Below are 26,465 nucleotides of genomic sequence, written 5' to 3'. Positions count from 1 at the left end.
TGCTCGCTGCGGGTCACGCGATTCGTGCTGCTGTGACTGGTGGTGATCACGTGGTGACCAGGGTTCCGATCTTCTCACCCGCCACCGCACGCGCGATGTTCCCCTCGCGCAGCAGGTTGAACACGAGCATCGGCATCTTGTTGTCCATGCAGAGGCTGAACGCGGTGGAGTCGGCGACGGCGAGGCCCTTCTCGATGACCTCGCGGTGGCTGATCTCGCTGTAGAGCGTCGCGTCGGGGTTCGTGCGCGGGTCGTCGGAGTACACACCGTCGACCGCCTTGGCCATCAGCACGACCTCGGCCTTGATCTCGAGTGCGCGCTGCGCGGCGGTGGTGTCGGTCGAGAAGTACGGCATGCCCATGCCTGCGCCGAAGATGACCACGCGGCCCTTCTCGAGGTGGCGCTGGGCACGCAGCGGGATGTAGGGCTCGGCCACCTGGCCCATGGTGATCGCGGTCTGCACCCGGGTGACCACGCCCGACTTCTCCAGGAAGTCCTGCAGCGCAAGGCTGTTCATGACGGTACCGAGCATGCCCATGTAGTCCGAGCGACTGCGCTCGAGCCCTCGCTGCTGGAGTTCGGCACCGCGGAAGAAGTTGCCGCCGCCGATGACGACCGCGACCTGTACGCCGCTGCGCACCACCTCGGAGATCTGGGCGGCGACGGTGGAGACCACGTCGGGATCGAGCCCGACCTTGCCGCCGCCGAACATCTCGCCGCCGAGTTTGAGGACCACCCGACGGAAACCGGGGCGCGCTCCCCCGTCGATCGTTCCCCCGTCGATATCGGTCACATCATGCCTTCCGTTCAGCGCTCACCGGACGGGCGATCCGGGCCACCGCGGCAGCGTCGGAGAAGACCGGTTGTCGGTAGTGATCCTATGCGTACACGACAGGCCCCGGTGAGCGCGGTGCTCACCGGGGCCTGTCGTGGACTGGGTCGGGTCGGTCAGGCCTGGCCGACCTCGAAGCGCGAGAACGCGGTCACGGTGACGCCGGCCTCGTCGAGGACGGCCTTGACCGTCTTCTTCGAGTCCTGCACCGACGACTGGTCGATGAGGACGACGTCCTTGTAGAAGCCGTTCACGCGACCCTCGACGATCTTGGGCAGCGCCTGCTCGGGCTTGCCCTCCTCGCGGGCGGTCTTCTCGGCGATGGACCGCTCGTTCTCGACGATGTCGGCGGGGACCTCGTCGCGGGTGGCGTAGCGGGCCTTCAGTGCGGCGACCTGCATGGCGGCACCGCGTGCGGCCTCGGCCGCCTCCGCGCCGTCACCGGAGTACTGCACGAGGACGCCGACGGCCGGCGGCAGATCCGAGGCGCGCTTGTGGAGGTAGCTCGCGACGGGGCCGTCGTAGGAGACGACGCGACGCAGCTCGAGCTTCTCGCCGATCTTCGCCGACAATGCGGCCACGGCCTCGGTGACGGTCTGGTCGCCCAGCGTCGCGGCACCGAGCGACTCCAGATCGGTCGCCTTCTGCTCGGCGGCCGCGGTGACGACGGCGTCGGCGAGCTTCTGGAACTCGTCGTTCTTCGCCACGAAGTCGGTCTCACAGTTGATCTCGATCATGACGCCGTCGCGGGTGGCGACGAGGCCTTCGGCGGTGGACCGCTCGGCACGCTTGCCGACGTCCTTCGCGCCCTTGATGCGGAGCTGTTCGACGGCCTTGTCGAAGTCGCCGTCGTTGTCGGCCAGGGCGTTCTTGCAGTCGAGCATTCCCGAGCCCGTGAGCTCGCGGAGCCGCTTGACGTCGGCAGCGGTGTAGTTCGCCATGTGCGGCGAGCCTCCTTCATCGGTGTCGCGACGCCCACGCTCATGAGGCGCGTCGTCGCGTCGTGTGGTGTCGACGTCGTGTGACGCCGACGATGTCGGACGCGATTCGGGCGCCGGGCCTGATGGCCCGACGCCCTCGTCGTCGCTCGAGCCCGAGGGCTCGATCGGTCAGGCCTGTGCGGGCGCCTCGTCGGCGGCCGCGGGCGCTGCCTCGGTCGTGGTCGCCGGGGCGGTCGCCTCGGTGGCCGGTGCCTCGGTGCCTGCTGCGGGGGTCGTCGCCTGGGTGAGCAGTTCCTGCTCCCACTCGGCGAGCGGCTCGCCCGCTCCGGACTCGGGCTTGGTGTCGCCGGCGTTCTGGCCGGCACGCGCCTGAAGGCCCTCGGCGACGCCCGAGGCGACCACGCGGGTCAGCAGGGCGGCGCTGCGGATGGCGTCGTCGTTACCCGGGATCGGGTAGTCGACCAGGTCGGGATCGCAGTTGGTGTCGAGGATCGCGATGACCGGGATGTTCAGCTTGCGTGCCTCGCCGACGGCGATGTGCTCCTTGTTGGTGTCCACGATCCACACAGCCGAGGGCACGCGGGCCATGTCGCGGATACCGCCGAGGGTGCGGTCGAGCTTGGTCATCTCACGCGTGAGCATGAGGATTTCCTTCTTGGTGCGACCCTCGAAACCGCCGGTCTGCTCCATCGTCTCGAGCTCCTTGAGGCGCAGGAGACGCTTGTGGACGGTGGAGAAGTTGGTGAGCATGCCACCGAGCCAGCGCTGGTTCACGTACGGCATGCCGACGCGGGTCGCCTCTGCGGCGATCGACTCCTGGGCCTGCTTCTTGGTGCCGACGAACAGGACGGTGCCGCCGTGGGCGACGGTCTCCTTGACGAACTCGTAGGCCTTGTCGATGTAGGTCAGCGTCTGCTGCAGATCGATGATGTAGATGCCGTTGCGATCGGTGAAGATGAATCGCTTCATCTTGGGATTCCAACGACGGGTCTGATGCCCGAAATGAGCGCCGCTGTCGAGCAGCTGCTTCATGGTCACTACAGCCATGTGTGTGTTCTTCTTCCGTGTGCAGTTGGTCGTCGGGAGCGTCGTGCGCCCGACCCTGACGCCTGGGTCCGATCAGAACCGTGCGGACTCGAGGGTCCGCCGGACTGCCTGTTCGGAGGTGTTCCGGGCGCGAGCCCCGCATGTGCGAGGTGCCCCCGGGTTGTGCAGGCGTGCGAAGTCACCCCGTCCGGATGGACGAAGTGCGTCGTTCAGTGTACGCACGGGCCGCCCCGCCCACGAAATCGCTGATCCCCCGATGGAACCGCAGGTCGACGGCCACCGTCTGAACCGGTGTGAGCACAGATGTCGCCGGTGAGGACCCGGTCGCGAACCGCCCCGGACCGGGTGGGTCGTCGATACGGCACGAGGGGTCGGCGGCATCTGTGCTCGTCTCGTCGCGGCGACCGAGGTCGTCGCGGTCGGACGGGAGGTGTCCGACGGAGTTGCTGAGGTCGGCGCTGACGCTGGTGGCTCTCGTCGCGGTGCTCCTCGTCGCGATCGTCGCCGTGCCCGGGGCCTCGAGGGCCGAGGGACTCACCCCGGGCGGATACGGCTGGCCGCTGAGTCCGCGCCCGGAGGTGGTCCGGGGTTTCGATCCCCCGGCGAAACGCTGGCTGGCGGGTCATCGCGGGGTCGATCTGGCCGCCGCGACCGGTGCGCCGGTCCTCTCGCCCGGATCGGGCGTGGTGCATTTCGCGGGTGTGGTCGCCGGGAAACCCGTGGTGTCGGTGATGCATCCCGACGGCGTGCTCACCACCTATGAACCGGTGTCCTCGACGGTGTCGGTCGGGACGACGGTCGTGCGGGGCTCGCTGCTGGGCACGGTCGACGGCGTCCATCCCGGCTGTGCGCCGACGTGTCTGCACTGGGGCGCACGGCGCGGAGCGGGGTCGGCGGCCCGCTACCTCAATCCGCTGGCCCTGCTCGGCGCGGTCCGTGTGCGACTCAAACCCGTCGGCGCCGTCGGTGCCGCCGGACCGGTCGGCGTTCAGGCCCGGGGATGGGCCTGACGGTGGACCGCACGCAGACGCTCGACGCCGACGTGGGTGTAGAGCTGCGTGGTCGCCAACGAGGAGTGGCCCAGCAGTTCCTGCACGACGCGCAGGTCGGCGCCGCCCTCGAGCAGGTGCGTCGCCGCCGAGTGACGCAGACCGTGCGGGCCGATCTCGGGCGCACCCTCGACGGCACGCGTGGCCGCGTGGACGACGGAGCGAGCCATCCTCGGGTCGAGTCTCCCGCCCTTCGCGCCGAGCAACAGCGCCGTTCCCGACGTCGGGCCCGCCAGCAGAGGGCGGCCGCGTGCGCGCCAGGCATCGAGGGCGGCCCCGGCAGGTGCGCCGTACGGCACCGTGCGTTGTTTGTCGCCCTTGCCGATCACCCGCACCACACGACGGCCGTCGTCCACGTCGTCGAGATCGAGTCCGCAGAGCTCGCCGACCCGGATACCGGTGGCGTAGAGGATCTCGAGGATCGCTCTGTCGCGCAGCATGATCGGGGTCTGTGCGGACCGGCCCGCCGACACACCGGCCGTCACATCGGTCTCGGGCGGGGCGGTGTCGGGCCGGGCCGGGCCGGTCATCACGCTGCGCGCCTGATCCGGCGAGAGCACCGCGGGCAGGGTGCGGTGCGCACGGGGAGCCTGCAGTCGCGTGGCGGCGTCGTGGGGCATCACGCCCTCGCGGGCGGCCCAGGTACAGAAGGTCTTCACCGAGGACACCTGTCGCGCGATGGTGGTGCGGGCGGCACCACGCCGTGTCGACTCGGCCAACCAGGCCCGCAGCACCGCGAGGTCGATCTCGGCGATGGACAGCCGTCGTGCGCCGGCGAAGGTGACCAGCGCACGGACGTCGCCGACGTACGCGCGGATCGTGTGTTCGCTGCTGCCCCGTTCGTAGCGCAGGTACGACTCGAACTCACCGAGTCGTGTCGAGGAGGTGCTCACATAGCCAACCCAACACCGCTCACGTGGCGCACCCTGTTCCCGACACGCTCGTCGTGATCAAAGTGTTCCCCCGCCGACGACCGTGGGGCCGATGACCGATCAGGAGCCGACGGCCGCACCCTCTTCAGCTGCCCGCAGCTCGGCCTTCCAGGCCCGGAAGCCCTCCTCGGTACGCCCTCGCCGCCAGTAGCCCGAGATCGAGGCGCGTCGCGCCGAGACCCCGCGCTCGGTGCGGATGTAACGCCGCAGGTTGTGCATGACCGCCTGCGCCTCGCCGTGGATGAAGACATGCGGCTCGCCGTCGAGCCACGGTGCGTCACGGACCGCACCGATGAGTGGCGCGTTGTCGCCGGCGACATCGTCGCCGGCAGCGTCCGAACCGGCGCCGCGATGGACCCAGGTGATCCGGGCGCCGTCGGGCGCGGCGAGCGTGATCTCGTCCTCGGGCCCGGCGACCTCGATGAAGGCCTGCACGGTGGCGGTCGGGGGCAACGCCTCGAGGGCCGCGGCCAGCGCCGGGAGTCCGGCCTCGTCGGAGGCGAGGAGGTGCCAGGGCGCGTCGTCGTCGGGGCGGTAGCCGCTGCCGGGCCCGAGGAAGCGCACGACGTCGCCGACCTGCGCGGACGCGGCCCAGGGCCCGGCGATGCCCTCGGTGCCGTGGACCACGAAGTCGACGGCGATCTCGCGGCGTTCCGGATCGACCGACCGCACGGTGTAGGTACGCAGGACGGGTTGCTGCTCGGGGGTGTACTCGGCGCGGATGCGCTCGAGGTCGTACGGCTCGGGGTAGGTCACCCCAGGGGCTCCGAAGAGGATCTTCACGTACGCGTCGGTGTCGTCGCTCGCGGCGAAGTCGGAGAAGCCCGGTCCACCGAGGCGGACCCGCATCATGTGCGGGGTGATCCACTCGGTACCGGTGACCTCCATGGTGTTCAGTCGCTTGGCCATGACGTCAGCCTACACCCAGAAATTAGGACACCCTAAGTAGCCGGAGGGCGGTGCGATCAGCCCGGGCCCTCGCGCATGCCCCACGGTTGGCCGTATCCGCCCTCGGACTCCGGGCGCGCCATCAACTCCAGGAACGGTGACGCCTCGAAGGCCTCCGGGCCGAGCACACCGACTCCCGACCACGCTCCGGTGGCGAGCAGTTCGAGCGCGATGACCGGGCCGAGTGCGGTCTGCCAGACGACGCACTGGGTGCCGTACTCGCGCATCGTCCATTCGTTGTCGCTCACGTGATAGAGGTAGACCTCCCGTGCCGCACCGTCTTTCGTCCCCGTGACCCACATACCGGCGCAGGTCTTGCCGGTCATCACCGGACCGATCGTCGCGGGGTCGGGAAGCGCTGCGGCCACCACGTCGCGCGGCGACACCGACACCGGGCCGTCGGCCGAACGCACCCGGATCGGTTCGGTCGCGTCGAGTCCGAGGGTGTGCAGCGTCTGCAGCACACCGATGAACTCGGCGCCGAGCCCGTATTTGAAGGTGACACGGCGCGCGTCGAGCCACCGGGGCATGAGGAGCACCTCCTCGTGCTCCACGTTCACGCACTCAACCGGTCCGATGCCCTCGGGGAACACGAACGTCTCGGGCTCGGAGAACGGCGGCGTGGTGAACCAGCCGCGGTCGCGTTCCCACACCACGGGCGGGTTGAGACATTCCTCGATGGTCGTCCAGATGGAGAACGACGGTGCGAACATCTCGTCGCCGTTCTCGTCGCGGACGACGAGGTTCGCGCCGTCGCGGGTGCCGAGTTCGTCGACGGTGTCGAAGAGTTCGTCGCAGGCGTACCGCGCGAACACGTCGGACAGTCCGGGCTCGACACCCATGCCCACCAGCGCCAGTCGGCCGGCGGTCACCCACTCGTCGTGCGCGGCGAACTGCTGCTCCCCCAACATCACCCCGGTCTGCGTGTGCGGATCGGTCGGGTGGGGTGTGCTGAGGCTCATCGCCATGTCGAGATAATCGGCGCCCGCGGCCAGGGCGCCGGCGAACACGGTCGGCACGAAGGCGGGTTCCACGGCGTTCATGACGTGCGTGGCCCGGTGCTCGCGTGCGAGTGCGGCCACCGCGTCGGCGTCGGAGGCATCGATCCGCGCAGCGGTGAATCGTGCTGCGACGGTGTCGCCGTGGCGGTCGGCGATCGCGGCGACGGTGCGCTGCGCGCGCGTGAGGTCGTAGTCGGCGACGACGAGGTGGTCGAAGAAGTCGCGGCGGGCCGCGATCTTCGCGAGCGCGTCACCCACTCCACCGGCGCCGATCAGCAGGATGCGCATACCCGGGTTTGCCATACCTCAGCCTAGGTGGTCGGCAGCGCGCGCCACGGCGATGTTGTTGATCCAGGCATCCTGCAGTGCCACCCCGGATTCGTACTCGCGCACCACGCGTTCGCCCGACGGTGTGCCGATGACGAGGAAGTGACCGATCAGCGCACCCGGATCGGCGAGGCCGGCGGTCGCGATCTGGTGCCGGAAGGTGGAGGCGATCCAGCCGATGTCGTTCGGCCCGACCGCCAACCGCACGATGCGACGCGTCGGCCCCCGGCCCTCGAGGACACAGCTCTCCGCCACACACCCGCCGACGACTCCGGCCGCGGCCTCGGGGCCGATCACGATCTCGTCGGCGATGACGGCGAGGACCGCATCTCGCGCGGCGAGTTCGAGGACAGCGCGGTCGGCTTCGGGGAGCAGGGTCGGACTCGATCCCGTGGCGATCGACGTGAGGGCGGCGACGGCCTCGGTCGCCTCTGCGCGCGTGAGGACACCGCGGTCGCTCTCGCGCAGGAACAGCTCGAACGCCTCGTGGTTCGAGGCGGGCAACGGCTGAGGCTCGATGGCTCTGCCCTCCACGAGAGATCGTCGGTCCGGTGTCCGAGCCTATCGCCGCCGCCCGACATCCGACGGTGGCCGTCGCACCCGCACGTCATCGGGGCGGCGGACCCCACGTCGCGCCGTCCGAGAGCGCGCGGCCGTGGACCTCCATCCGCGCCAGGGTCGATCGCACGCGACCGGTATCGGCATCGCAGGCACGCGCGATCTCGGCAAGGGTGACCCCGCCCCGTGTCCCCAACGCCGCCGCCACACGCGCCTCGAACGGGTCGGTCTCGCCGCGCTCGGCGGGCGTCGACGACAACGCGTCCGACCCGTCCGGCGCGACCAGTCGCTCCAGACCCGCGACGTCCCCGACGAGCACGGCGTCGCCATCGCTGATCAACGCGTGACACCCCACCGACATCGCCGAGGTCGCCGGGCCCGGCACCGCTCCCAGGGGGACACCGAGCCGACGAGCCCAGGCGGCGGTGTTCTTCGCGCCGCTGCGATGGCCCGCCTCGACGACCACGACCGCCTTCGACAGCGCCGCGACGAGCCGATTACGGGCGAGGAACCGGTGCCGCGACGCCGTCATCCCCGGCGGGTACTCGGTCACGATGGTGCCAACGCGAGCGATCTCGTCGAACAACAGCCCGTGATCGGTCGGGTAGTCGATGTCGAGGCCGCAGGCCATCACCGCCATGGTGTCCCCACCGGCGGCCAGTGCGGCGCGGTGCGCGGCGCCGTCGATGCCGTAGGCGCCGCCGGAGATGACGCAGCGTCCGCGGTCGACGAGACCGTTGGTGAGGACCGCGGTCATGCGGGTGCCGTAGCCGGTGGCGGCGCGCGAACCCACCAGGGCCACTGCGCGTTCGGTTGCACCCTCGATCGACCCCGGGCCCCGTGTCCACAGCGCCAGCGGAGGGCCACCACGCGCCGAGGTCTCGGCTGTGCTCAGTCCGTGCAGCGCCCACGCCGGCCAGTCCTCGTCGTCGGCGGTGATCAGTCGACCACCGAGCCGGTCGACGACGAGAAGGTCCTGATCGGGGTCGACGAGGTGGTGACGCGACGCCGTCGACCGTGCCACAGCCTGGTGTCCGTCGGGAAAGCGTCGCGAACGCACCGCCCGGGCGGCGTCGCGCACCCCGACCGCGTCGACGAGCCGCGCGATCGACGCCGCAGGCGGCTCGGCCACCGCGGCGAGATACGCCCACGCGCGCCGCTCCCGGGAGTCGATGACCGTGGGCGTCACGTCATGCGGATCGGTGGGGGCCATCACCGTCGCGGGACGGGGATGCATGTCGGTGTCGACCCCGACGCCGTCGTCGCTCACGCGTATCCCCTGTCCCGGAACAACAATGCCTGTGCCACCTCGTCTTCCGTGGGTTGTGGGAGCCCGCCGAGGTCGGCGAGTGTCCATGCAAGTCGTAACGCCCTGTCCGCACCTCGCGCGGTGACCCGGCCGTCGCGCAGGAACAGCTCGATCGGCCGGATGGCCGCGCTCGTGAGCCGAAACCGTTGCCGTAGTGCGGAACCGGGCACCTCGCTGTTGGTCTGCCATCCGTGCTCGGACCACCGTGCGCGAGCCGTCGCGCGGGCCGCCGACACCCGGGCGCGCACATCGGCGCTGCACTCACCGGTCGGGTTCATGAGCGCGGTGTTGCCCGGCGGGTCCATCCGGACGCGGATGTCGACCCGATCCATCAGGGGCCCCGAGAGCTTTCCCAGGTAGCGTCGCCGGACCTGGGCCGAGCAGACGCAGTCGATGTCGGAGGCCGGGGCGCACGGACACGGGTTCGCCGAGAGGATGAGTTGGAACCGCGCGGGCATCACCGCGACGCCGTCGCGCCGCATCACGCGGGTCTCGCCGTCCTCGAGAGGTGTCCGCAGCGATTCGAGCGCCTTGACGCCGAGTTCGGCGCATTCGTCGAGGAACAACACGCCCCGGTGCGCCCGCGACACCGCCCCCGGTTTGGCCATCCCGGTCCCGCCGCCCACCAGCGCGGTCTGCGACGTCGAGTGGTGCGGGGCGATGAACGGGGGCTCGGTGATCAACGGCCGACCCGCCGGCAGCGTCCCGGCGATCGAGTGGATCGCGGTCACCTCCAACTGCTCGGTCTCACTGAGTGCGGGCAGGATGCCCGGCAACCGTCGGGCGAGCATCGTCTTGCCGATCCCGGGCGGGCCGGTCATGAACAGGTGATGGGCACCCGCAGCGGCGATCTCGAGGGCGTAGCGCGCCTCGGCCTGACCCACCACATCGGCCAGGTCGGGAACCGCGGGCGCCGCCGCGACCACACCGGCCTCACACACCGTGTCCAGGACCCGCTCGCCGGCCAGCCACGCGATCACCTCACGCAGGGTGCTCGCCCCACCCACCTCGACACCGGGCACCAACGCCGCCTCGGCCACGTTGACCAGCGGCACCACCACCCGCGCGAAACCGGCCGCGCGGGCAGCCACCACCGACGGCAACACCCCACGGACCCCACGGATGCGCCCGTCGAGTGCCAACTCGCCGATGAACACCGTGTCGTCGAGGTGATGGGTCGCCACGAGATCCTTGGCCGCGAGCACCGCCAACGCGATCGCCACATCGTGATTGGAACCCCCCTTGGGCACCGTCGCCGGCGAGAGGTTCAGCGTGATGCGCCCATCGGGCCACTTGCGGTCGCTGTTGGTGATCGCTGCCCGCACACGGTCTTTCGACTCCCGTAGCGACGCGTCGGCCAGACCGACGAGCTGCACACCGGGCAGTCCCTGACCGATGAACGCCTCGATCTCGACCATCTGACCCTCGACACCGGCCACCGCCGCCGAACGGGCTCGACCCAGCGACATCAGAACCCCCGCGCCATCAGAAGACACCACGCAGATGCGACACCGTGCACACCCCGGCGACATCGATGTGCACCGCGACGACGTCGAACCGGATGATCGGCCAGTGTTTCTCGGACTCGGCGAGCCACAGACCGGCCAGCCGTCGCAACCGTCGATACTTCTCCGCGGTCACCGCCGCAGCCGGGTCCCCGAACATCGAACCGGTGCGCGTCTTGACCTCGACGATCACCAGCGATTCGCCGTCGACATCGGTCGGATCGACGGCCACCACGTCGATCTCGCCGTGACGGCACCGCCAATTGCGGTCGAGTACCGACCATCCCGCCACGGTCAGGTACTCGACCGCGGCGTCCTCACCCCGCCGACCGATCAGCTGCCGTCGGTCCGGTTGTCTGCTCTGCGTTGCCACGGGGCAACCATGACCGCCGCACCCGACCGCCCCGGTCGCCACGACGCCCGATCACCGCTGTTCTGTGCACCACCAGCTTCCTGTGCACAACCCCGACCGTGTCGCGGGCCCGGGCGTCGCGCCGTCAGTCGTCCAGCGCGCGGGCGAACTGGGGCCAGGAGGCGTGCAGGCTGTCCTGCCAGTACGGCCAGCTGTGGGTCCCGGCGGGCGGGAGACGGAACGTCGCGGGGATGTCGAGGGAGGTCAGTCGCGATCTCAGCGCGACGGTGCAACGCCGGACGGCGGTCTCGATCACCGCGCCGACGCCGATCCGGGAGACGAGTTCGCCGATGTTGCCGTCGATCCCCGGCCCGGAGATGGTGTCGTACTGTCCGGGCTGTCCGGTGCTCGCAGAGATGAACAGCGATGTGCCGCGCAGTCGTTCGGCGTTGATGTACGGGTCGTTCTCCCGCCAGCGCGGATCGCTCGCCACGCCCCAGAGGTTGTCGGCGTTGCCACCGCCACGGGCGACGGTGAGACGGACGTAGGCCTGACCCATCGGGTCGGCGGTCATCGCGCAGCCGCTGTAGGCACCGACCGCCCGGTAGAGACCGGGGTTCTGCTCGGCGAGTTGCAGCACGGAGGTACCGGCCATGGAGATGCCGGCGAGCGCGTTGCGGCCGTTGCCCCCGAACGTCGAGTCCATGAGGGGCGGCAGCTCGCGGGTGAGGTAGGTGGCCCACTTCTGGTGTCCGAGCACCGGGTCGTCACGGATCCAGTCGGCGAAGTAGCTGGCGGTACCGCCCATGGGCACCACCACGGTGACGTTCTTGTCGGCGAAGAAGTCGACGATGTCGGTCTGGTCGAACCAGCTGCTGTCGTTGAAGCCGCCCTGGGCTCCGTTCAGCAGGTAGAGCGTCGGGTGCGGCGCAGCAGGATCGCGGGCCGGCAGTACACGTACCTGCATGTCGGCCCGCATCGCGGCCGAACGGACCCGGAGATACCGGACACCATGGGGTCCCGTGGAACTGCCGACCACCGTCGCCGAGGTCGTCGCAGAGGGGGTCGCCGAGGTCGGTGCCGCGGTCGCGGACGGGACGACGGTGGCGCCCAGCCCCACGAGCAGCGCCACGACGACACCGCTCACCAGCGACGACACCGTGCGTCTGCGGACTCCGTCGTGTGTCGACACGCGCCGGTCGGTCACCCTCGCCATCACTCCCCCTGCTCACGCACTCCCCGACGGCCACCACCCGGCGGACGCTGCGGCGACGGTATCCCAGGAGAGCCCCCGCACCATGATTTGATATCTCGAACTATTCAGTCAGACAGGCACATTGGTGGCCGCTTGGAATACGTCACAAGTGCGATGTCCGATTTCCGGATCATCGTTGCCTCGACCACACATCCGACGGTACCTTCCGACCATTCGAACGCGACTCCGACGGCGTCGACACCCGCAGGCGATGATGCCCAACCGTCCTCAGCCGGTTCGAAGCCCCACGTCATTGCGGCCGACCGGCCCCGTGACCGCCGACTTCGTCGGGGAACATCACATGCTGAAGGGAAATCTCATGCCCGGATCATCACCTGCGCAGGCAGGACTCCGCTCGACGACGGGTGCGACGGCATGATCAATTTCGGCCTGATCGACGAGTGGGAGCCCCGCGGTGGAACTCTCACCAGCTGGACCGCGACCCCCGCCTCGGTGGCCCGCGCCGCGTCCGCCCCCGCCCACCCCGTGCCGGCCTCGCACCAGCAGGAGGAGTACCTGCGCGCAGCCGCGCGCAACAGCAGTACCGGCTTCCGGTTCTCGCGCCTGTGCCTGATCTCCTTCGACCTCGACGGCACCCTCGACCGCGAGGCCATGACCGCGACGGTCAACGAGTTCATCCGACGGCACGACACCTTCTTGAGCTGGTTCTCCCACGACGCCGAGGACGACTCCATCGTCCGTCACGTCATCGACCCCGACGGTGTCGAGTTCGCGCCGACGACACACGGCCACCGCGAGCACGCGTCGGAGATCCGCACCCACGTGCAGGACGAGACGCCGGGACCGTTCCACTGGGACTGCTTCACCTTCGGCACCATCGAGCGCGAGTCCGGGTTCACGATCTACTTCGCGGTCGATCACCTCAACTCCGACGGCGTCTCGCAGGCACTGGCGTGCGTCGACCTGATCGCCCTGTACGGCAACGAGCTCGGTGGCGGTTCGAACCCACCCGCACCCGCGGGCAGCTACATCGAGTACTGCCGCCGCGAACGCGAGGGCACCGCGGTGCTCACCGCCGAGTCGCCGCAGATCGCACGGTGGCTGTCCCTGCTCGCCGACAACGGTGGCCGCCTGCCAACCTTCCCGCTCGACCTCGGCGCCGGCGGCGCCGATTACACCCGCAGCGCCATCACGACGGTGCGCGTCTACGACGATGACGCATCTGGACAACGACTCGAGGACGTCTGCCGCGCCCACGGTTCCGGCGTCGCCGCCGGTGTCATGGCGGCCGCCGCTCTCGTCGCCCACGAGTTCACCGGGACCGAGCGCTACCTGGGGATGACGCCGAAGAACACCCGGTCGACGGCGAGCGAGTTCACCTCCGTCGGTTGGTTCACCAACCTCATCCCGGTCGTGGTCGACGTCCACGCCGACTCCACGTTCACCTCGATCGTCGGTCCGGCGCAGGAGTCCTTCGCGGCGGGCAAGACGATGTCGGAGGTGTCGTTGCACCGGGTGTTGCAGCTCATCGACGACGACTCCGACATCGACATCGCACCGGGGTGGGTGGTGCCGATGGTCAGCTACATCGACGTGCGCAAGCTCCCCGGTGCGCAGATGTTCGACCACATCAACGGCGGTGTGTTCGGCAACCGCGGAAGTTCCGAGGAGGTCTACCTCTGGGTGAACCGCTTCCCCGACTACACGGTGATGACGCTCCTCTATCCCGACTCCGACCAGGCGCGGGACTCCATCAAGCTCTACATCGACCGACTGTTGGGCGTGTTCCACTCGATCGCCACGACGGGCGACTACAGCCCTGCGGCGGCGTCGACCACCCGGTGACCTCCGCCCCGGCTGACGCGGGCCCGTACACGGCCTCTCGACGTGCATGGCCTGCGTTCGCCGCATGTCTGGTCGCGGTGTTCATGCAGATGGTCGACACGACGATCGTCAACATCGCGTTGCCCGACCTGACGACCGATCTCGGCGCCTCGTCGGCCGACCAACTGCTCGTCCTCACGGTCTACACGCTCGCGTTCGCGTGCACCCTGATGACCGCGTCGCGCATCGGCGAGCGACTCGGGCGACGGCGGGTCTTCATCATCGCGCTGGCGGGGTTCACCGTCGCCTCGCTGCTGTGCGGGACCGCCGCCGGCCCCGGCGAGCTGATCGCGGCGCGTGGACTGCAGGGCGCGTGCGCGGCGTTCGCCTCGGCGCAGACCATCGCGATCATCTCCGCGATCTTCCCCAGGGCGCGTCACGGACTGGTGTTCGGGGTCTACGGCGCGACCGCGGGCGTCGCGGCGATGCTCGGCCCCGTCCTCGGCGGCGCCCTCGTGGGGCTCGATGCCTTCGGACTCGGTTGGCGCACCATCTTTCTCGTCAACCTGCCGTTCGGTGTCATCGCATGCGTCATCGCCGCGCGGGCGATGCCGCCGGTGGTGGGGACGGTGCGTGAATCCCTCGACGCGGTCGGGGTGGCCCTGTCGACCATCGGGCTGTTCCTGCTGATCTACCCGCTGTCGACCGGTCGCGAGAAGGGATGGCCGGGGTGGCTGCTGGCGATGCTGGCGATCTCGATCGCCGTGCTCGTCGCCTTCGTCCTCCACGAGCGCGCGCTCCTGCGCCGCGGCGGTGCACCCCTGCTGCGGCTCGACCTGTTCGCCGAACGCTCGTTCGCGGTCGGGGCGGTGCTCTCGTTGTTGTTCTTCAGCGTCTTCACGGCGTTCTTCTTCACCGTCTCGATCACCACGCAGTTCGGCCTCGGCTACTCGCCGCTGCACACCGGACTCATCACGTTGCCCTTCGCGCTCGGCGCCGCGGTCGGTTCGCTGCTGTCGCCCATGGTCGTGACGCGGATCGGACCACGGACACTCACGGTCGGCATGGTCGTCTTCGCCGCGTCGGTGGCGTGGATGGCGATCGTGATCGATCCCGCGCGCCACGACATCGCCATCGCATCGCTGATCGCTCCCCTGGTCCTCGGGGGCCTGGGCACCGGCGTCTTCGTCGCTCCGCTGCAGGCCGTGATCCTGTCGGGCACGACCTCCCGCACGGTCGGTTCGGCATCGGGGACGATCCCGACGGTCCAGCAGATCGGCGGGTCGGTGGGCCTGGCGATCATCGGCATCGTGTTCTTCGCCCTGGTGGGGTCGGCGTCGTCGGCGGGTGCGTCGGCCGGAGCCGACGATCTGCGGGTGCGTCTGGGCGACACCGCGGTTCCGGCCGTCGCACAACCGATCGTCGTGAGCCGGTTCAGCGACTGTGTGTCGCGCCAGTTGTCGTCACCACGCCCCGAGGTGTCCCCACCGGGGTGTTCGGCGCAGGGTTCGGATGCCGATGCCGGTCCGCAGGCCGCGATCGTGCGTGAGGCGCAGCCCGCGTTGCGTCCCGCGGCCCGGGTGGCCGCGGCCAGGGCTTTCCTCGAGGCGTTCTCGACGATCATGTGGATCATCTGCGCGACCGCGGCGGCGGTCGCGGCGATCAGCCTCGCCGTCCCCCGAGCTCGGGCGATCGTCCCGGTGGGGACGCCGGCGTCAGTCGGGTAGTGCGCCGTCCTCGGGAAGGCGCAGCTCCGACTTCTCGAGCTCCTCGATGTTGACGTCCTTGAACGTGATCACGCGTACCTGCTTGACGAACCGCGCCGGTCGGTACATGTCCCACACCCAGGCATCGGACATCCGTAGTTCGAAATAGACCTCACCGTCGGCGTTGCGCGGGACCAGGTCGACCGCGTTGGCGAGGTAGAACCGCCGCTCGGTCTCCACGACGTAGGTGAACTGCCCGACCACGTCCTTGTACTCGCGGTACAGCGAGAGTTCCATCTCGGTCTCGTACTTCTCGAGATCCTCCGCACTCATGGAGGTCAGCCTAGTCACCCATGTCAGGCCGGCGTGACGCGGACGCGCTCGCGGACGTTGCGGTAGGACATCCGGTGCTCGCGGGACGGTCCGAGCCGGTCGAGCGCCGACATGTGCAGCTCGGTGCTGTAGCCCTTGTGCACCGCGAAGTCGTATCCGGGGAGGTCGTCCTCCATCGCGACCATGATGCGGTCTCGGGTGACCTTGGCGAGGATGCTGGCGGCGGCGATGCACGCCGCGGCGCCGTCGCCACCGATGACCGGCAACGACGGGACGGTGAGACCCGGCACCACGAAACCGTCGGAGAGCACGTACCCGGGCGTCACGTCGAGCGTGGCGACCGCGCGACGCATGCCCTCGATGTTGGCGACGTGGATGCCGATGCGGTCGACCTCGTCGGCGTCGACGATCACGACACTGCTCGCGACGGCGTGGCGGGTGATCGACCGGTACAGCGTCTCGCGCATCGTCGGGGTGAGGCGTTTGGAATCGTCGAGGTCGGCGAGCGAGACCAGCTGGGTCGGTTTGAGGACGCACGCGGCGACGACCAGCGGACCGGCGCAGGCGCCGCGACCGGCCTCGTCGACACCGGCCACCGGGCCGAGACCGCTGTTGTGGAGCGCGAACTCATAGGTGCGCAGGCTGGCGGCCCGACGGACGGGCGCACGCGGTGGCCACCGGTTCACGTCACTCCCCCGCTACGTCTGCGGGTTGTGCGCGCCCACACCACCGATCCGGGAGAACGGATAGATGATGAAGCGCACCTTGCCGCGGATGTCGGAGACCGGGACGGTGCCGTTGAGTTCATCGGTGATGTGATAGCGCGAGTCGGCCGAGTTGCCCCGGTTGTCGCCCATCACCCACACGTTGCCCTTGGGCACGGTGACGGGCCCGAAATCGGGTCCGAGACAGCTGCTGAGGGTTCCGCTCTCGGAGACCACGAGCCCGGTGTTGACGGTCGCGTCCTGCTGCTGCAGCGCCTTGTCGACGTACGGCTCGGAGAGGGGTTTGCCGTTGACGGTGACCCCGACCTTGTCGGCGTTGCGGCACGCGACGGTCTGGCCGCCGACGGCGATGACGCGCTTGACAAGGTCGTTCTCGTCGGGCGGGGCGAACCCGAACCACGACAGGGCGTCCTGGGCACCGCGCAGGATCGTGTTGTCCGATCGCGGCGAGGTCCAGCCCTCGTCCCACGACTGGGTCGGCGCCTTGAACACGACGACGTCGCCGGGCGCGGGATCGCTGAAGCGGTAGGTGAGCTTGTCGATCACGATGCGGTCGTTGGTGCATCCGGTGCACCCGTGCAACGTGTTCTCCATCGACTCCGACGGGATCACGTACTGCCGACCGATGAAGGTCTGCAGGATCCACGTGAGGACGAGGACACTGACGATGATGATCGCGGTCTCGCGCAGCGCAGACCGCTTGCGGCCCGAACGCGGGGCATCGCCGGCACCGTCGCCACGAGTTCGCCAGGGACGGTGGGTGTCCGAGTCGGCGTCGTCCGTCGCGCGGGCGTCGTCGAACCGGTCCTGCGGGCTGTCCTGGCGGGGGGTGTCGGGCACGTCGATCAGCCTAGTGGACGCGCCGAGGGAGCCGGCCCGACCGCATGGTCGGGACCCGGCCCACTGACCAACGTCAGCGCTTTTCCTTGATCTTGGCGGCCTTGCCGCGCAGGTCGCGCAGGTAGTACAGCTTCGCGCGACGCACGTCGCCGCGGGTGATCACGTCGACCTTCGCGATGTTCGGGCTGTGGATCGGGAAGGTGCGCTCGACACCGACGCCGAACGACACCTTGCGCACGGTGAAGGTCTCCTGGAGACCGCCACCCTGGCGGCGGATCACGACGCCCTTGAAGACCTGGACGCGCTCCTTGGACCCCTCGATGACCTTGACGTGCACGTCGAGGGTGTCGCCGGGCCGGAAGGCCGGGATGTCGTCGCGCATCGACTGCTTGTCGAGAAAGTCCAGGGTGTTCATCTGCGGATCCAATCGGTGGTCATCGTCACTGAGTCAGAGGAACCTGGCGGCCGGCGCCGCGGACGGCGACACGGTTCGACCGGTTCGTGATCTAGTCGTGGGGTTCGCCGGACGGTGGCACGGACTGCATCGACCTCGACGCAGCCGCGTCTCCCTCGAACGGCAACCCGACCATTGTGCCAGAGCGCCCCCTCCGGGCGGAAATCGACGACACCGTCGACGCGACCCCGACTGTTCCGGCGCTCGGGGTGATCGCCGAGCCCGGTGGCGGCGGGGCGGCGTGCACGACCTCGTCGAGCACCGACTCGGCCTCGGAGATGGCGTGCGGGACATCCGGCCGTCCGGCCATGAGGTCCTGCAGATAGATCTTCGCGCGGATCAGCGGCCGCCGCAGCCGGCGCTCGCGCGACATCGCCCGCTCCATCCGGCGGGGTCGATGGGTGTAGCGCCACCGCGCCCACGGAGACCCCGGGCGGGCGAGCCGCAGGGCGCCCACCAGCAGCAGCGGCCACGCGAAGATGCCGATGAGTCCCGTCCAGATCTTGCCCTTGGCCAACACGACGGCGGCGAGCAGCAGGCTCACCGCGGCGAGGACGACGGTGATGGCGACCTCTGCCCAGCCGTCGTCGGGGGACAGTCCCGACAGCTGGAACAGCTCCAGGGGTCGGAACCCGAGCAGGACCATGCCGGTCGCGCCGAGCGCGGCCCACACCGCGTCGATCGAGGCACGTCCCTCCTCGGCCCAGTACACGTCACGCAGGTAGAAGATGAGCGCGAACTCGTCGAGGACGAGGGCGGCGCCGATACCGAAGAAGCAGGCGAGGACCGAGAGCGTGGTCTGTGAGCCCGTGACCGAGACGGCGACGATCGACACGCCCGACACCAGGGAGAGCACCACCCCGAAAACCATGTGGTGGACGTGGGTCGCGCCGGTGCTGACGTTGCCGAACCACCACGACTTCTCGGCGCGGATGAGGCGGACACTGACGCGGGTGCAGGCGAACCCGACGATGAACCCGATGAAGAACAGGAACAGCGGGAGGCGCCCGGCGTCGAGGATGTCGTGGGTGAACCAGTGGTGCACCAGGTCAGGCTAGTCGAGCGGGCCGTCGGACATGTCGGACTTCGGTGGGGATGACGGCGGGGTCGGCCGACGGGCAGCCGTGCCTGTCTCGTCGAGCAGATCGGGGCGGCGCGCACGGGTCCGCGCCAGTGACTGTTCGTGGCGCCACCGGGTGATCGCGGCGTGGTCGCCGCCGAGGAGCACCGGCGGCACACTGAGTCCTCGCCAGTGTTCCGGTCGGGTGTAGCTCGGTCCCTCCAGCAGACCGTCGGAGAACGAGTCCTGTTGGTGCGACGCGGCGTTGCCGAGGACACCGTCGATGAGGCGCACCACCGACTCGATCATGGCGATCGCGGCGACCTCACCGCCGATCAGCACGTAGTCGCCGATGGACAGCTCACGCACACGGCCGCGCCGCGCGACGTCGTCGACGACGCGCTGGTCGATGCCCTCGTAGCGACCGCAGGCGAACACCAGGTGCGACTCGTTGCGCAGTTCCTCCGCGACGCGCTGCGTGAACGGTTCCCCGGCGGGTGTCGGGACCACCAGGACGGCGTCGTCGGGGCACACGTCGTCCAGGCACGGGCCCCACACCTGCGGTTTCATCACCATGCCGGGACCACCTCCGTAGGGCGAGTCGTCGACGGCGCGGTGGACGTCGTGCGTCCAGTCGCGGAGGTCGTGGACGTCGACGGCGAGGATGCCGCGGTCGATGGCGCGACCGAGCAGCGCCATCCGCAGCGGATCGAGGTATTCGGGGAAGATCGACACCACGTCGATCCGCATCCGCGGTGACGGACCGGTCATTCGAGGTCGAGCAATCCGTCCGGCGGGTCGATCTCGATGCGCTCGGTGGTGACCGTCGGGACGATCTCGGCGACGAACGGTACGAGCACCTCACGGCCCTGCGGGGTGCGCACCACGAGGGTGTCGCCGCCGGGGAGGTGCAGGATCTCGGTGAGCTCGCCGACCGGTTCGCCACCGACCGTCGTCACCGGGACCCCGATCAGTTCGTGGTCGTAGAACTCGTCGGGATCGTCGCCGGAATCGACTGCAGCGGTGTCGATCAGGAACAACACACCGCGTAGCTCGTCGGCGGCGCCACGGTCGTCGACGCCGTCGATGCGCAGGAGCATCCGTCCGCCGTGGTCGCGGGCACCGGAGACGACGAACTCGCGCTCACCGCCGCCCTTGGGCAGGCGGCCGCGCAGGCGGGAACCGTCGGCGAAGCGGCTGTCGGGGTCGTCGGTGCGTACATCGACGACGACCTCGCCGCGGACGCCGTGAGATTTCACGATGCGTCCGACGACGAGGTCCATCGAATCGGTCTGTTCGGCGATCGGGCGATCAGCGATCGGTGTCGACGATGTCCAGACGCACCCCGCGGCCACCGATACCGGTGACGAGGGTGCGCAGGGCGGTGGCGGTGCGACCGCCACGGCCGATGACCTTGCCCAGGTCCTCGGGGTGCACGTGCACCTCGACCATCCGTCCCCGGCGACCGGTGATCATGTCCACCGAGACGTCGTCGGGGTTGGCGACGATACCGCGCACCAGGTGCTCGATGGCGTCGGCGACGACAGTGCTCACGCGTCCGTCCCGGCGGCCGGTGCGGCGTCGGCGGCGGGCTCCTCGGCGTCGGCCTTCTTGGCGGCCTTCTTCTTCGGGGTGGTCGCCTCGGCGGCGGGCTCGCTGTCGGCGGCGGCCAGGGCCGCGTTGAACAGGTCGAGCTTGCTGGTCTTGGGCTCCTTCACCTTGAGGGTGCCCTCGGCGCCCGGGAGGCCCTTGAACTTCTGCCAGTCACCGGTGACCTTGAGCAGCGCCGCGACGGGCTCGGTGGGCTGTGCGCCCACGCCCAGCCAGTACTGCGCGCGCTCGGAGTCGATCTCGATGAGGCTGGGCTCTTCCTTCGGGTGGTACGTGCCGATGGTCTCGATCGCACGGCCGTCGCGGCGGGTGCGGGCGTCGGCGACGACGATCCGGTACTGCGGGTTGCGGATCTTGCCGAGGCGGGTGAGCTTGATCTTGACAGCCATTGTTTCTCTCTCATCTGCGGTCACAGTGCAATTCAGCGACCCACCCGGTGTGGTGGGCCCGGTTTTGCGGTTTGTGGTGGTGTGACCGTCGGGCGGTGCGTGACCGGGTCCGACGAACCAGCGACCCATTCTGCCACGCAGGGGTGGCCCCGACGAAATCTCGCCGAGTCGGTCGTCTACAGGACGGCATCACCGCAGACGACGGCGCGCGGGGCGCGCAGCGTCTCGATGTCGACGCGTGGATCGGCGTCGAGCACGATCAGATCGGCGCGCTCCCCCTCGCCGAGGGTGCTCCCCGACAGCCACTCCCGGGATCCGACGGTTGCGGCGGCGACCACCGTGGCGGCGTCGAGCCCGATGGTGGTGAGCGCGACCATCTCGTCGACGATGCGGCCGTGGTCGACGAACCCGCCGGCGTCGGTGCCCGCGTAGATCGGCACACCGGCCTCGACGGCGTGCGCGAACACGTCGTGGGCGCCGGCGTGCAGCGCGCGCATGTGCGACTGATAGGTCGGGAAGCGGTCGGCGCCGTCGGCGATCGACGGGAAGTTCTCGACCTGGATGAGTGTCGGCACGAGCGCGATGTCGCGCTGCGCCATCGCCGCGAGGAGGTCGTCGGTGAGCCCGGTGCCGTGTTCGATGCAGTCGAATCCCGCGGCGATGACGCCGTGCAGGGCGTCGGTGCCGAAGATGTGCGCGGTGATGCGGGCGCCCTCGGCGTGCGCGGCCTCGGCCGCCGCGGCGAGTTGCGCGTCGGTCCACAACGGCGCGAGGTCCCCGACCTCGCGGTCGATCCAGTCCCCCACCAGCTTCACCCAGCCGTCACCCTCGCGGGCCTGCCGGCGGACCTCGTCGGCGAGGGTGTCGGGGTCGTCGAGTTCGACGCCGTACCCGCGCAGATAGCGCTTGGTACGTGCGATGTGGCGACCCGACCGGATGAACCGCGGGCCGTTCGGATCGGCGTCGAGCGGGTGGGTGTCCAGCGGCGAGCCGACCTCGCGGATCAACAGGGCCCCGGCGCGGGCGTCGAGCCGGGCGAAACCCCGGGCCTGGTCGAGGGTGACGCCGAGCCCCGGGGCGATGCCGACGTGGTTGTGTGCGTCGACGAGTCCCGACGTGATCCACCCGCCGTCGCAGACGGTGTCGGCACCGGGCACCGGCTCGAAGGTGATGAGGCCGTCGTGGGTCCAGAACTCGACCGGGGTGTCGGTGTCGACGCAGTGACCGCGGAAGTGCAGTGCGGCAGTGGGTGACTCGGGCATCACGCGGGCGGTCAGCCGCGTTTCTTCGGCTTCTGGAACTGCGAGATGTCGATGCCCTCGAGCCCCGGCGGCAGCTGATCGAGTCCGGCGGGCATGTTCGACAGGTCCGGGAACCCGGCGGGCATGCCGGGCATCCCCATCCCGGGCATGCCACCGCGCATCTTCGGCGGGGTGGGTCCGCGACCGGATCCCTTCTTCCCCTTCTTGCCCTTCTTGCTGCGGTTGGTGCGGCGGTTCGCGCCGGGCATGCCCATGCGTCCCGACATAGCCGCCATCATCTTGCGGGCCTCGTAGAAGCGGTCGACGAGCTGGTTGACCTCGCTCACCGCGACACCGGATCCGTTGGCGATACGCAGACGCCGCGAGGCGTTGATGATCTTCGGGTTGTCGCGTTCGGCGGGGGTCATGCCGCGGATGATCGCCTGCACACGGTCGAGCTGCTTGTCGTCGACCTGGCTCAGGGCGTCCTTCATCTGACCGGCCCCGGGCAGCATGCCCAGCAGGTTCCCGATCGGCCCCATCTTCCGGATCATCAGCATCTGCTCGAGGAAGTCCTCGAGGGTGAGCTCGCCCTGGGTGATCTTCGCCGCGGCCGCCTCGGCCTGCGTGGCGTCCCAGTGCTCCTCTGCCTGCTCGATGAGGCTCAGCACGTCACCCATGCCCAGGATGCGGCTGGCCATGCGGTCTGGGTGGAAGGTGTCGAACTCCTCGAGCTTCTCGCCCGACGACGCGAACATGATCGGCGCACCGGTCATCTCGCGGATCGACAGCGCGGCGCCACCGCGGGCGTCACCGTCGAGTTTCGTCAGCACGACACCGGTGAAACCGACACCGGAGGCGAAGGCCTCGGCGGTGGTGACCGCGTCCTGACCGATCATGGCGTCGACGACGAACAGGACCTCGTCGGGCTGCACGGCGTCGCGGATGCCCGCGGCCTGCGCCATCAGTTCCTCGTCGATGCCGAGTCGGCCGGCGGTGTCGACGATGACGATGTCGTGGTGCTTTGCGCGGGCCTCGGCGACACCGGCGCGCGCGACCTCCACCGGGTCGGCGGCGCTCACCCCGAGCTCGCCCTCGCCGCCGACCGAGGTCCCCGGATGCGGCGCGAACACCGGGGTGCCCGCACGCTCACCGACGATCTGCAGCTGGCTCACCGCGCCGGGGCGCTGGAGGTCACACGCCACGAGCAGTGGGGTGTGACCCTGCTTGGTCAACCACGCCGAGAGCTTGCCCGCCAACGTCGTCTTACCGGCACCCTGCAGACCCGCGAGCATGATGACCGTGGGCGGGGTCTTCGCGAACGCGATGCGCCGGGTCTCACCACCGAGGATGCCGACGAGCTCCTCGTTGACGATCTTGACGATCTGTTGCGCCGGGTTCAGCGCACCCGACACCTCCGCGCCCTTGGCGCGCTCCTTGATCCGGGCGATGAAGCTGCGGACCACCTGCAGCGACACGTCGGCATCGAGCAGGGCCAGGCGGATCTCCCGGCAGGTGCGGTCGATGTCGGCATCGGTGAGCTTTCCCTTGCCGCGCAGGTCTTTGAGTGCCCCGGTCAACCGGTCGGACAGCGAATCGAACATGGCCCTACCCTATCGGGACGCCGGCCGCGCTCGTCCCGTCGTCGTTCTCGCGGGGCGGTTCGGGCGGTGGGACCACCGTGAGCACCGCGTCGGCCAGCGTCCGACGCATCTCGTCGCCGTCCGGCGTTCCCGTCGGCAGCCGGAGACAGAACGTGTCCACGACAGTTCCGCCCATGGTCGACACCGAGGCCCACTCGATGGTCACCCCGTGGGTGTCGAGCACCGCGGCGACCCGGCTGAGCAACCCGGAGCGGTCGGCCGCGCGCAGCTCCATCACGACACGCTCGGGCGCTCCGGAGTCGGCGGCTGCGCCGGCGGTGTCGGTCCCGGCGGGCTCGACGTCGAACCACAGCACCTTCGGCGGGGCCTGGGCGAACAGGGCGGGTACCGCGACCGGGGCGCCGTCGGGGTCGGTGACCGGCGGCGGTGCCGTGGGGATCGGTGAATCCCGTTCGCGGGCGTCGATGCGTGCGATGACGTCGAGGGTGCCCGCGGTCGCCTGCAGCAGTTGCTGTCGCAGCAGACCGGCGTCGGGCGGGTCGCCGAAGGCGGGCACCACGAGGAAGGTGTTGACGATGCTGTCGGCGTACGACTGGACCGCGGCGCTGCGGCAGCGCAGACCGTTCAGCGACAACACCCCGGCCATCTTCGACAGCAGGCCCGGCTGGTCGGGCGCGATCATCGTGACCAAATGTGTGTGCATGCTGCCGGTCCCGACGATGTCGACGTGGACCCCGCCGGCCTTCGCCCGGTCGCGTTGGTCGTCGGTCAGCGGGTCCGGGCGGTGCAGCTGCTCACCGTCCATGACGCGCAGGCATTTGCGGACCAGGTCGCCGATGAGCGAGGCCTTCCAGTCGCCCCACACCCCGGGCCCGGTGGCCAGCGAGTCGGCCTCGGCGAGCGCGGCGAGCAGTTCGAGCAGCACCCGGTCTCCCCCGAGCGCGTCGACGACGGCCTGTGTCGTGGCGGGGTCGTCGAGGTCGCGGCGGGTCGCCGTCGCCGGGAGCAGCAGGTGATGACGCACCATGGCCGACAGCGTCGCGACGTCCTGCGGCCACAGTCCGAACCGGTTGCCGATCTGCGTGGCGAGTTCGGCGCCGACGATGCTGTGGTCGGCTCCGCGCCCCTTGCCGAGGTCGTGGAGCAGGGCACCGAGGACCAGCAGGTCCGGCCGCGACACCCGCGTCGTCATCGTCGAGGCATAGGCCGTGGTCTCCACGAGGTGCCGGTCGACGGTCCAGGTGTGGATGGCGTCGCGGGGCGGGAGGTCGCGCACCGCACCCCATTCGGGCAGCAGACGTCCCCAGAGGCCGGTGCGGTCGAGGGCCTCGATCGGCGCCACCATGTGTCGCCCGGTGCCCAGCAGCACCAACAGGTCGCTCAGTGCCTCGGCCGGCCACGGCTCACGCAGTTCGGGCGCGAAGTCGGCGAGCCGCGACAGGGTCGAGGCGCTGATGGGGAGTCCGGTGCGGGCCGACGCGCCGGCCACGCGCAGGATCAGTCCCGGGTCCTTGCTGGGAATCGCGTTGCGCGCCAACACCACTTCACCGGAGTGTTCGACGACACCCTCGTCGAGAGGGCGACGTACCGGTGAGCGACGCAGCTTTGCGAGACCGCGGCGCGGCAGCGCGTTGCCTGCGGTGCGCAGCCCCACCTCCACCGAGTAGCTGATGGTGCGGGCGCTGTCGCTGATCACCCGCGCGAGGTCGAAGCGGTCGCCGATGCGCAGTGCGGCACCGATCTCGTCGGCGTCCTGGGCGCGGAGTTGTTCGCGCGGGCGGCCGGCGATCCGGTGCAGTTCGGTGCGGATGTCGAGCAGCCGGTTGTAGGCCACCTGCAGCCCCGCCCCCGGGGAGTCGGGACGCAGGTTGGCCATGCCGTCGGTGAGCTGCGCGATCGCGAGTGCGCCGAGCATCTGCACGTCACGCAGTCCGCCGCGGCCGTTCTTCAGGTCGGGTTCGGCGCGGTGGGCGATGTCGCCGCTGCGGCGCCACCGGTCCGACGCCTGGTCGACCAGTTCCGGGAACCGGGTGCGGATGTCGCTGCGCCACTGACGCCGGACGCCGCTGATGAGCAGAGTGGTCAGCGCCTCGTCACCGGCGATGTGCCGGGCCTCGAGCAGTCCGAGCGCGGCGGTCATGTCCGCTGCGGCGACCTGCAGGGCCTGCGGGACGGTGCGGACACTGTGGTCGAGCTTGATGTGGGCGTCCCACAGGGGGTACCAGAGCGCGTCGGCGACCTCGGACACACGGGCGGTGTCCATGTCGTCGTGCAGCAGGATCAGGTCGAGATCGGAGTGCGGCAGCAGTTCCTGGCGCCCCAATCCGCCGACGGCGACGATCGCGAAACCGCTGTCGGGGCGGACGCCGATCTCGGCGCCCTTGGTGGTGAGCCAGAAATCGTGGAGGTCGACGAGGATCTGCCGGAGTGCGGGTGCGTCTGCCCGCTTGGTGCCGTCGGTGGTGCGCAGGAGTCGGCGGCGGGCGTCGACGAGGTCGGTCGCCGCCGCGGGTGCGGCCGGGGTCGGGGTGCGCGGCCCTGACGATCGATCCGGCGACGGGGAAGGCCCCGCGTTCGACGTCGAGTCGGACGCAGGGCCTTCCGCGTGGTCGCCGTGCGAATCGTCACCGCTGGTCACGAAGGGCACAGGTGTACGTATAC

The 26,465-nt window shown here is 69.9% G+C and carries 26 protein-coding genes; 3 read left to right on the top strand and 23 right to left on the bottom strand.

Going from position 1 to position 26,465, the window contains the following annotated elements; translation table 11 throughout:
- Positions 1 to 46: 46 nt before the first annotated feature.
- From pyrH to rpsB, 3 genes are all read right to left on the bottom strand, one after another.
- Positions 47 to 784: a UMP kinase gene (pyrH, locus tag OG579_RS00745; RefSeq protein ID WP_082080045.1), complete on the bottom strand. Its 738-nt coding sequence runs from the start codon at positions 782 to 784 to the stop codon at positions 47 to 49.
- Between the two features lie 164 nt (positions 785 to 948).
- Positions 949 to 1,773 (bottom strand): translation elongation factor Ts, encoded by an 825-nt coding sequence (gene tsf, locus OG579_RS00740; protein ID WP_045822438.1) that lies wholly within the window; start codon positions 1,771 to 1,773, stop codon positions 949 to 951.
- Positions 1,774 to 1,941: 168 nt separating this feature from the next.
- Entirely contained in the window at positions 1,942 to 2,820 is an 879-nt protein-coding gene (gene rpsB / locus OG579_RS00735; protein WP_045822437.1) for a 30S ribosomal protein S2, read from the bottom strand.
- A 443-nt stretch (positions 2,821 to 3,263) separates the two neighbouring features.
- Between rpsB and OG579_RS00730 the strand changes: the two genes are divergently transcribed.
- The gene (locus OG579_RS00730) at positions 3,264 to 3,830 is read left to right on the top strand and encodes a M23 family metallopeptidase (RefSeq protein WP_328859110.1); all 567 of its coding nucleotides are present in this window, start codon (positions 3,264 to 3,266) and stop codon (positions 3,828 to 3,830) included.
- Here OG579_RS00730 and OG579_RS00725 read toward each other — a convergent pair.
- The 8 genes from OG579_RS00725 to OG579_RS00690 all read right to left on the bottom strand — a co-directional run bounded on the left by OG579_RS00725 (position 3,809) and on the right by OG579_RS00690 (position 12,008).
- Positions 3,809 to 4,762, bottom strand: coding sequence for a tyrosine recombinase XerC (locus tag OG579_RS00725; protein WP_328857731.1), 954 nt, complete (start codon positions 4,760 to 4,762; stop codon positions 3,809 to 3,811). The genes OG579_RS00730 and OG579_RS00725 overlap by 22 nt on opposite strands.
- 99 nt (positions 4,763 to 4,861) lie before the next feature.
- Positions 4,862 to 5,710, bottom strand: coding sequence for a siderophore-interacting protein (locus OG579_RS00720; protein ID WP_328857730.1), 849 nt, complete (start codon positions 5,708 to 5,710; stop codon positions 4,862 to 4,864).
- A gap of 56 nt (positions 5,711 to 5,766) precedes the next feature.
- A complete protein-coding gene (locus OG579_RS00715; RefSeq protein ID WP_328859109.1) occupies positions 5,767 to 7,038 on the bottom strand; it encodes a saccharopine dehydrogenase family protein in 1,272 nt (423 codons plus the stop codon).
- Positions 7,039 to 7,056: 18 nt separating this feature from the next.
- Positions 7,057 to 7,581, bottom strand: coding sequence for a hypothetical protein (locus OG579_RS00710; protein ID WP_328857729.1), 525 nt, complete (start codon positions 7,579 to 7,581; stop codon positions 7,057 to 7,059).
- A gap of 103 nt (positions 7,582 to 7,684) precedes the next feature.
- A complete protein-coding gene (dprA, locus tag OG579_RS00705; RefSeq protein ID WP_408068719.1) occupies positions 7,685 to 8,905 on the bottom strand; it encodes a DNA-processing protein DprA in 1,221 nt (406 codons plus the stop codon).
- Positions 8,902 to 10,413 (bottom strand): YifB family Mg chelatase-like AAA ATPase, encoded by a 1,512-nt coding sequence (locus tag OG579_RS00700; RefSeq protein ID WP_055789066.1) that lies wholly within the window; start codon positions 10,411 to 10,413, stop codon positions 8,902 to 8,904. Before OG579_RS00700 ends, dprA begins: the two co-directional genes overlap by 4 nt.
- A 16-nt stretch (positions 10,414 to 10,429) precedes the next feature.
- Positions 10,430 to 10,822 carry a YraN family protein gene (locus OG579_RS00695; RefSeq protein ID WP_328857728.1) on the bottom strand — a complete coding sequence of 131 codons (393 nt, stop codon included), beginning with the start codon at positions 10,820 to 10,822 and terminating at the stop codon, positions 10,430 to 10,432.
- A gap of 124 nt (positions 10,823 to 10,946) precedes the next feature.
- Positions 10,947 to 12,008, bottom strand: coding sequence for an alpha/beta hydrolase (locus tag OG579_RS00690; RefSeq protein ID WP_408068718.1), 1,062 nt, complete (start codon positions 12,006 to 12,008; stop codon positions 10,947 to 10,949).
- 423 nt (positions 12,009 to 12,431) lie between these two features.
- On the opposite strand from OG579_RS00690, the gene OG579_RS00685 reads away from it, so the two are divergent.
- Positions 12,432 to 13,862, top strand: a complete 1,431-nt coding sequence (locus tag OG579_RS00685; RefSeq protein WP_328857727.1) for a condensation domain-containing protein — start codon at positions 12,432 to 12,434, stop codon at positions 13,860 to 13,862.
- Entirely contained in the window at positions 13,859 to 15,568 is a 1,710-nt protein-coding gene (locus tag OG579_RS00680) for a DHA2 family efflux MFS transporter permease subunit (protein WP_328857726.1), read from the top strand. The genes OG579_RS00685 and OG579_RS00680 overlap by 4 nt, the downstream gene beginning before the upstream one ends.
- Here OG579_RS00680 and OG579_RS00675 read toward each other — a convergent pair.
- The 12 genes from OG579_RS00675 to OG579_RS00620 form a co-directional block, all read right to left on the bottom strand.
- Positions 15,557 to 15,880, bottom strand: coding sequence for a DUF2469 domain-containing protein (locus OG579_RS00675; RefSeq protein ID WP_045822426.1), 324 nt, complete (start codon positions 15,878 to 15,880; stop codon positions 15,557 to 15,559). The two genes, OG579_RS00680 and OG579_RS00675, sit on opposite strands and share 12 nt — an antisense overlap.
- A 23-nt stretch (positions 15,881 to 15,903) precedes the next feature.
- Complete coding sequence (locus tag OG579_RS00670) at positions 15,904 to 16,566, bottom strand: ribonuclease HII (RefSeq protein ID WP_045822425.1); 663 nt, start codon at positions 16,564 to 16,566, stop codon at positions 15,904 to 15,906.
- Between the two features lie 12 nt (positions 16,567 to 16,578).
- Entirely contained in the window at positions 16,579 to 17,445 is an 867-nt protein-coding gene (gene lepB, locus OG579_RS00665) for a signal peptidase I (RefSeq protein WP_328857725.1), read from the bottom strand.
- Between the two features lie 73 nt (positions 17,446 to 17,518).
- Positions 17,519 to 17,860, bottom strand: coding sequence for a 50S ribosomal protein L19 (gene rplS / locus OG579_RS00660; protein WP_045822423.1), 342 nt, complete (start codon positions 17,858 to 17,860; stop codon positions 17,519 to 17,521).
- Positions 17,861 to 17,951: 91 nt separating this feature from the next.
- On the bottom strand, positions 17,952 to 18,944 hold the full coding sequence (locus tag OG579_RS00655; protein WP_328857724.1) for a hypothetical protein: 993 nt from the start codon (positions 18,942 to 18,944) through the stop codon (positions 17,952 to 17,954).
- A gap of 9 nt (positions 18,945 to 18,953) precedes the next feature.
- On the bottom strand, positions 18,954 to 19,709 hold the full coding sequence (gene trmD / locus OG579_RS00650; RefSeq protein ID WP_328859106.1) for a tRNA (guanosine(37)-N1)-methyltransferase TrmD: 756 nt from the start codon (positions 19,707 to 19,709) through the stop codon (positions 18,954 to 18,956).
- A gap of 17 nt (positions 19,710 to 19,726) precedes the next feature.
- The gene (rimM, locus tag OG579_RS00645; RefSeq protein ID WP_328857723.1) at positions 19,727 to 20,242 is read right to left on the bottom strand and encodes a ribosome maturation factor RimM; all 516 of its coding nucleotides are present in this window, start codon (positions 20,240 to 20,242) and stop codon (positions 19,727 to 19,729) included.
- 28 nt (positions 20,243 to 20,270) lie between these two features.
- Positions 20,271 to 20,513, bottom strand: coding sequence for an RNA-binding protein (locus OG579_RS00640; RefSeq protein ID WP_045822421.1), 243 nt, complete (start codon positions 20,511 to 20,513; stop codon positions 20,271 to 20,273).
- Positions 20,510 to 20,959, bottom strand: coding sequence for a 30S ribosomal protein S16 (gene rpsP / locus OG579_RS00635; RefSeq protein ID WP_328857722.1), 450 nt, complete (start codon positions 20,957 to 20,959; stop codon positions 20,510 to 20,512). The genes OG579_RS00640 and rpsP overlap by 4 nt, the downstream gene beginning before the upstream one ends.
- 176 nt (positions 20,960 to 21,135) lie before the next feature.
- On the bottom strand, positions 21,136 to 22,221 hold the full coding sequence (locus tag OG579_RS00630; RefSeq protein ID WP_328857721.1) for an amidohydrolase family protein: 1,086 nt from the start codon (positions 22,219 to 22,221) through the stop codon (positions 21,136 to 21,138).
- An 11-nt stretch (positions 22,222 to 22,232) separates the two neighbouring features.
- Positions 22,233 to 23,804, bottom strand: a complete 1,572-nt coding sequence (ffh, locus tag OG579_RS00625; RefSeq protein ID WP_328857720.1) for a signal recognition particle protein — start codon at positions 23,802 to 23,804, stop codon at positions 22,233 to 22,235.
- A gap of 4 nt (positions 23,805 to 23,808) precedes the next feature.
- Positions 23,809 to 26,451: a [protein-PII] uridylyltransferase gene (locus OG579_RS00620; RefSeq protein WP_045822417.1), complete on the bottom strand. Its 2,643-nt coding sequence runs from the start codon at positions 26,449 to 26,451 to the stop codon at positions 23,809 to 23,811.
- Positions 26,452 to 26,465: the final 14 nt, after the last annotated feature.

Origin of the sequence: Williamsia herbipolensis (assembly GCF_036153515.1) — a bacterium.
Taxonomy (GTDB): Bacteria; Actinomycetota; Actinomycetes; order Mycobacteriales; family Mycobacteriaceae; genus Williamsia_A; species Williamsia_A herbipolensis.
Note: the sequence above shows the minus strand (reverse complement) of the source record. Positions and strands in the feature narration are given on the sequence as shown.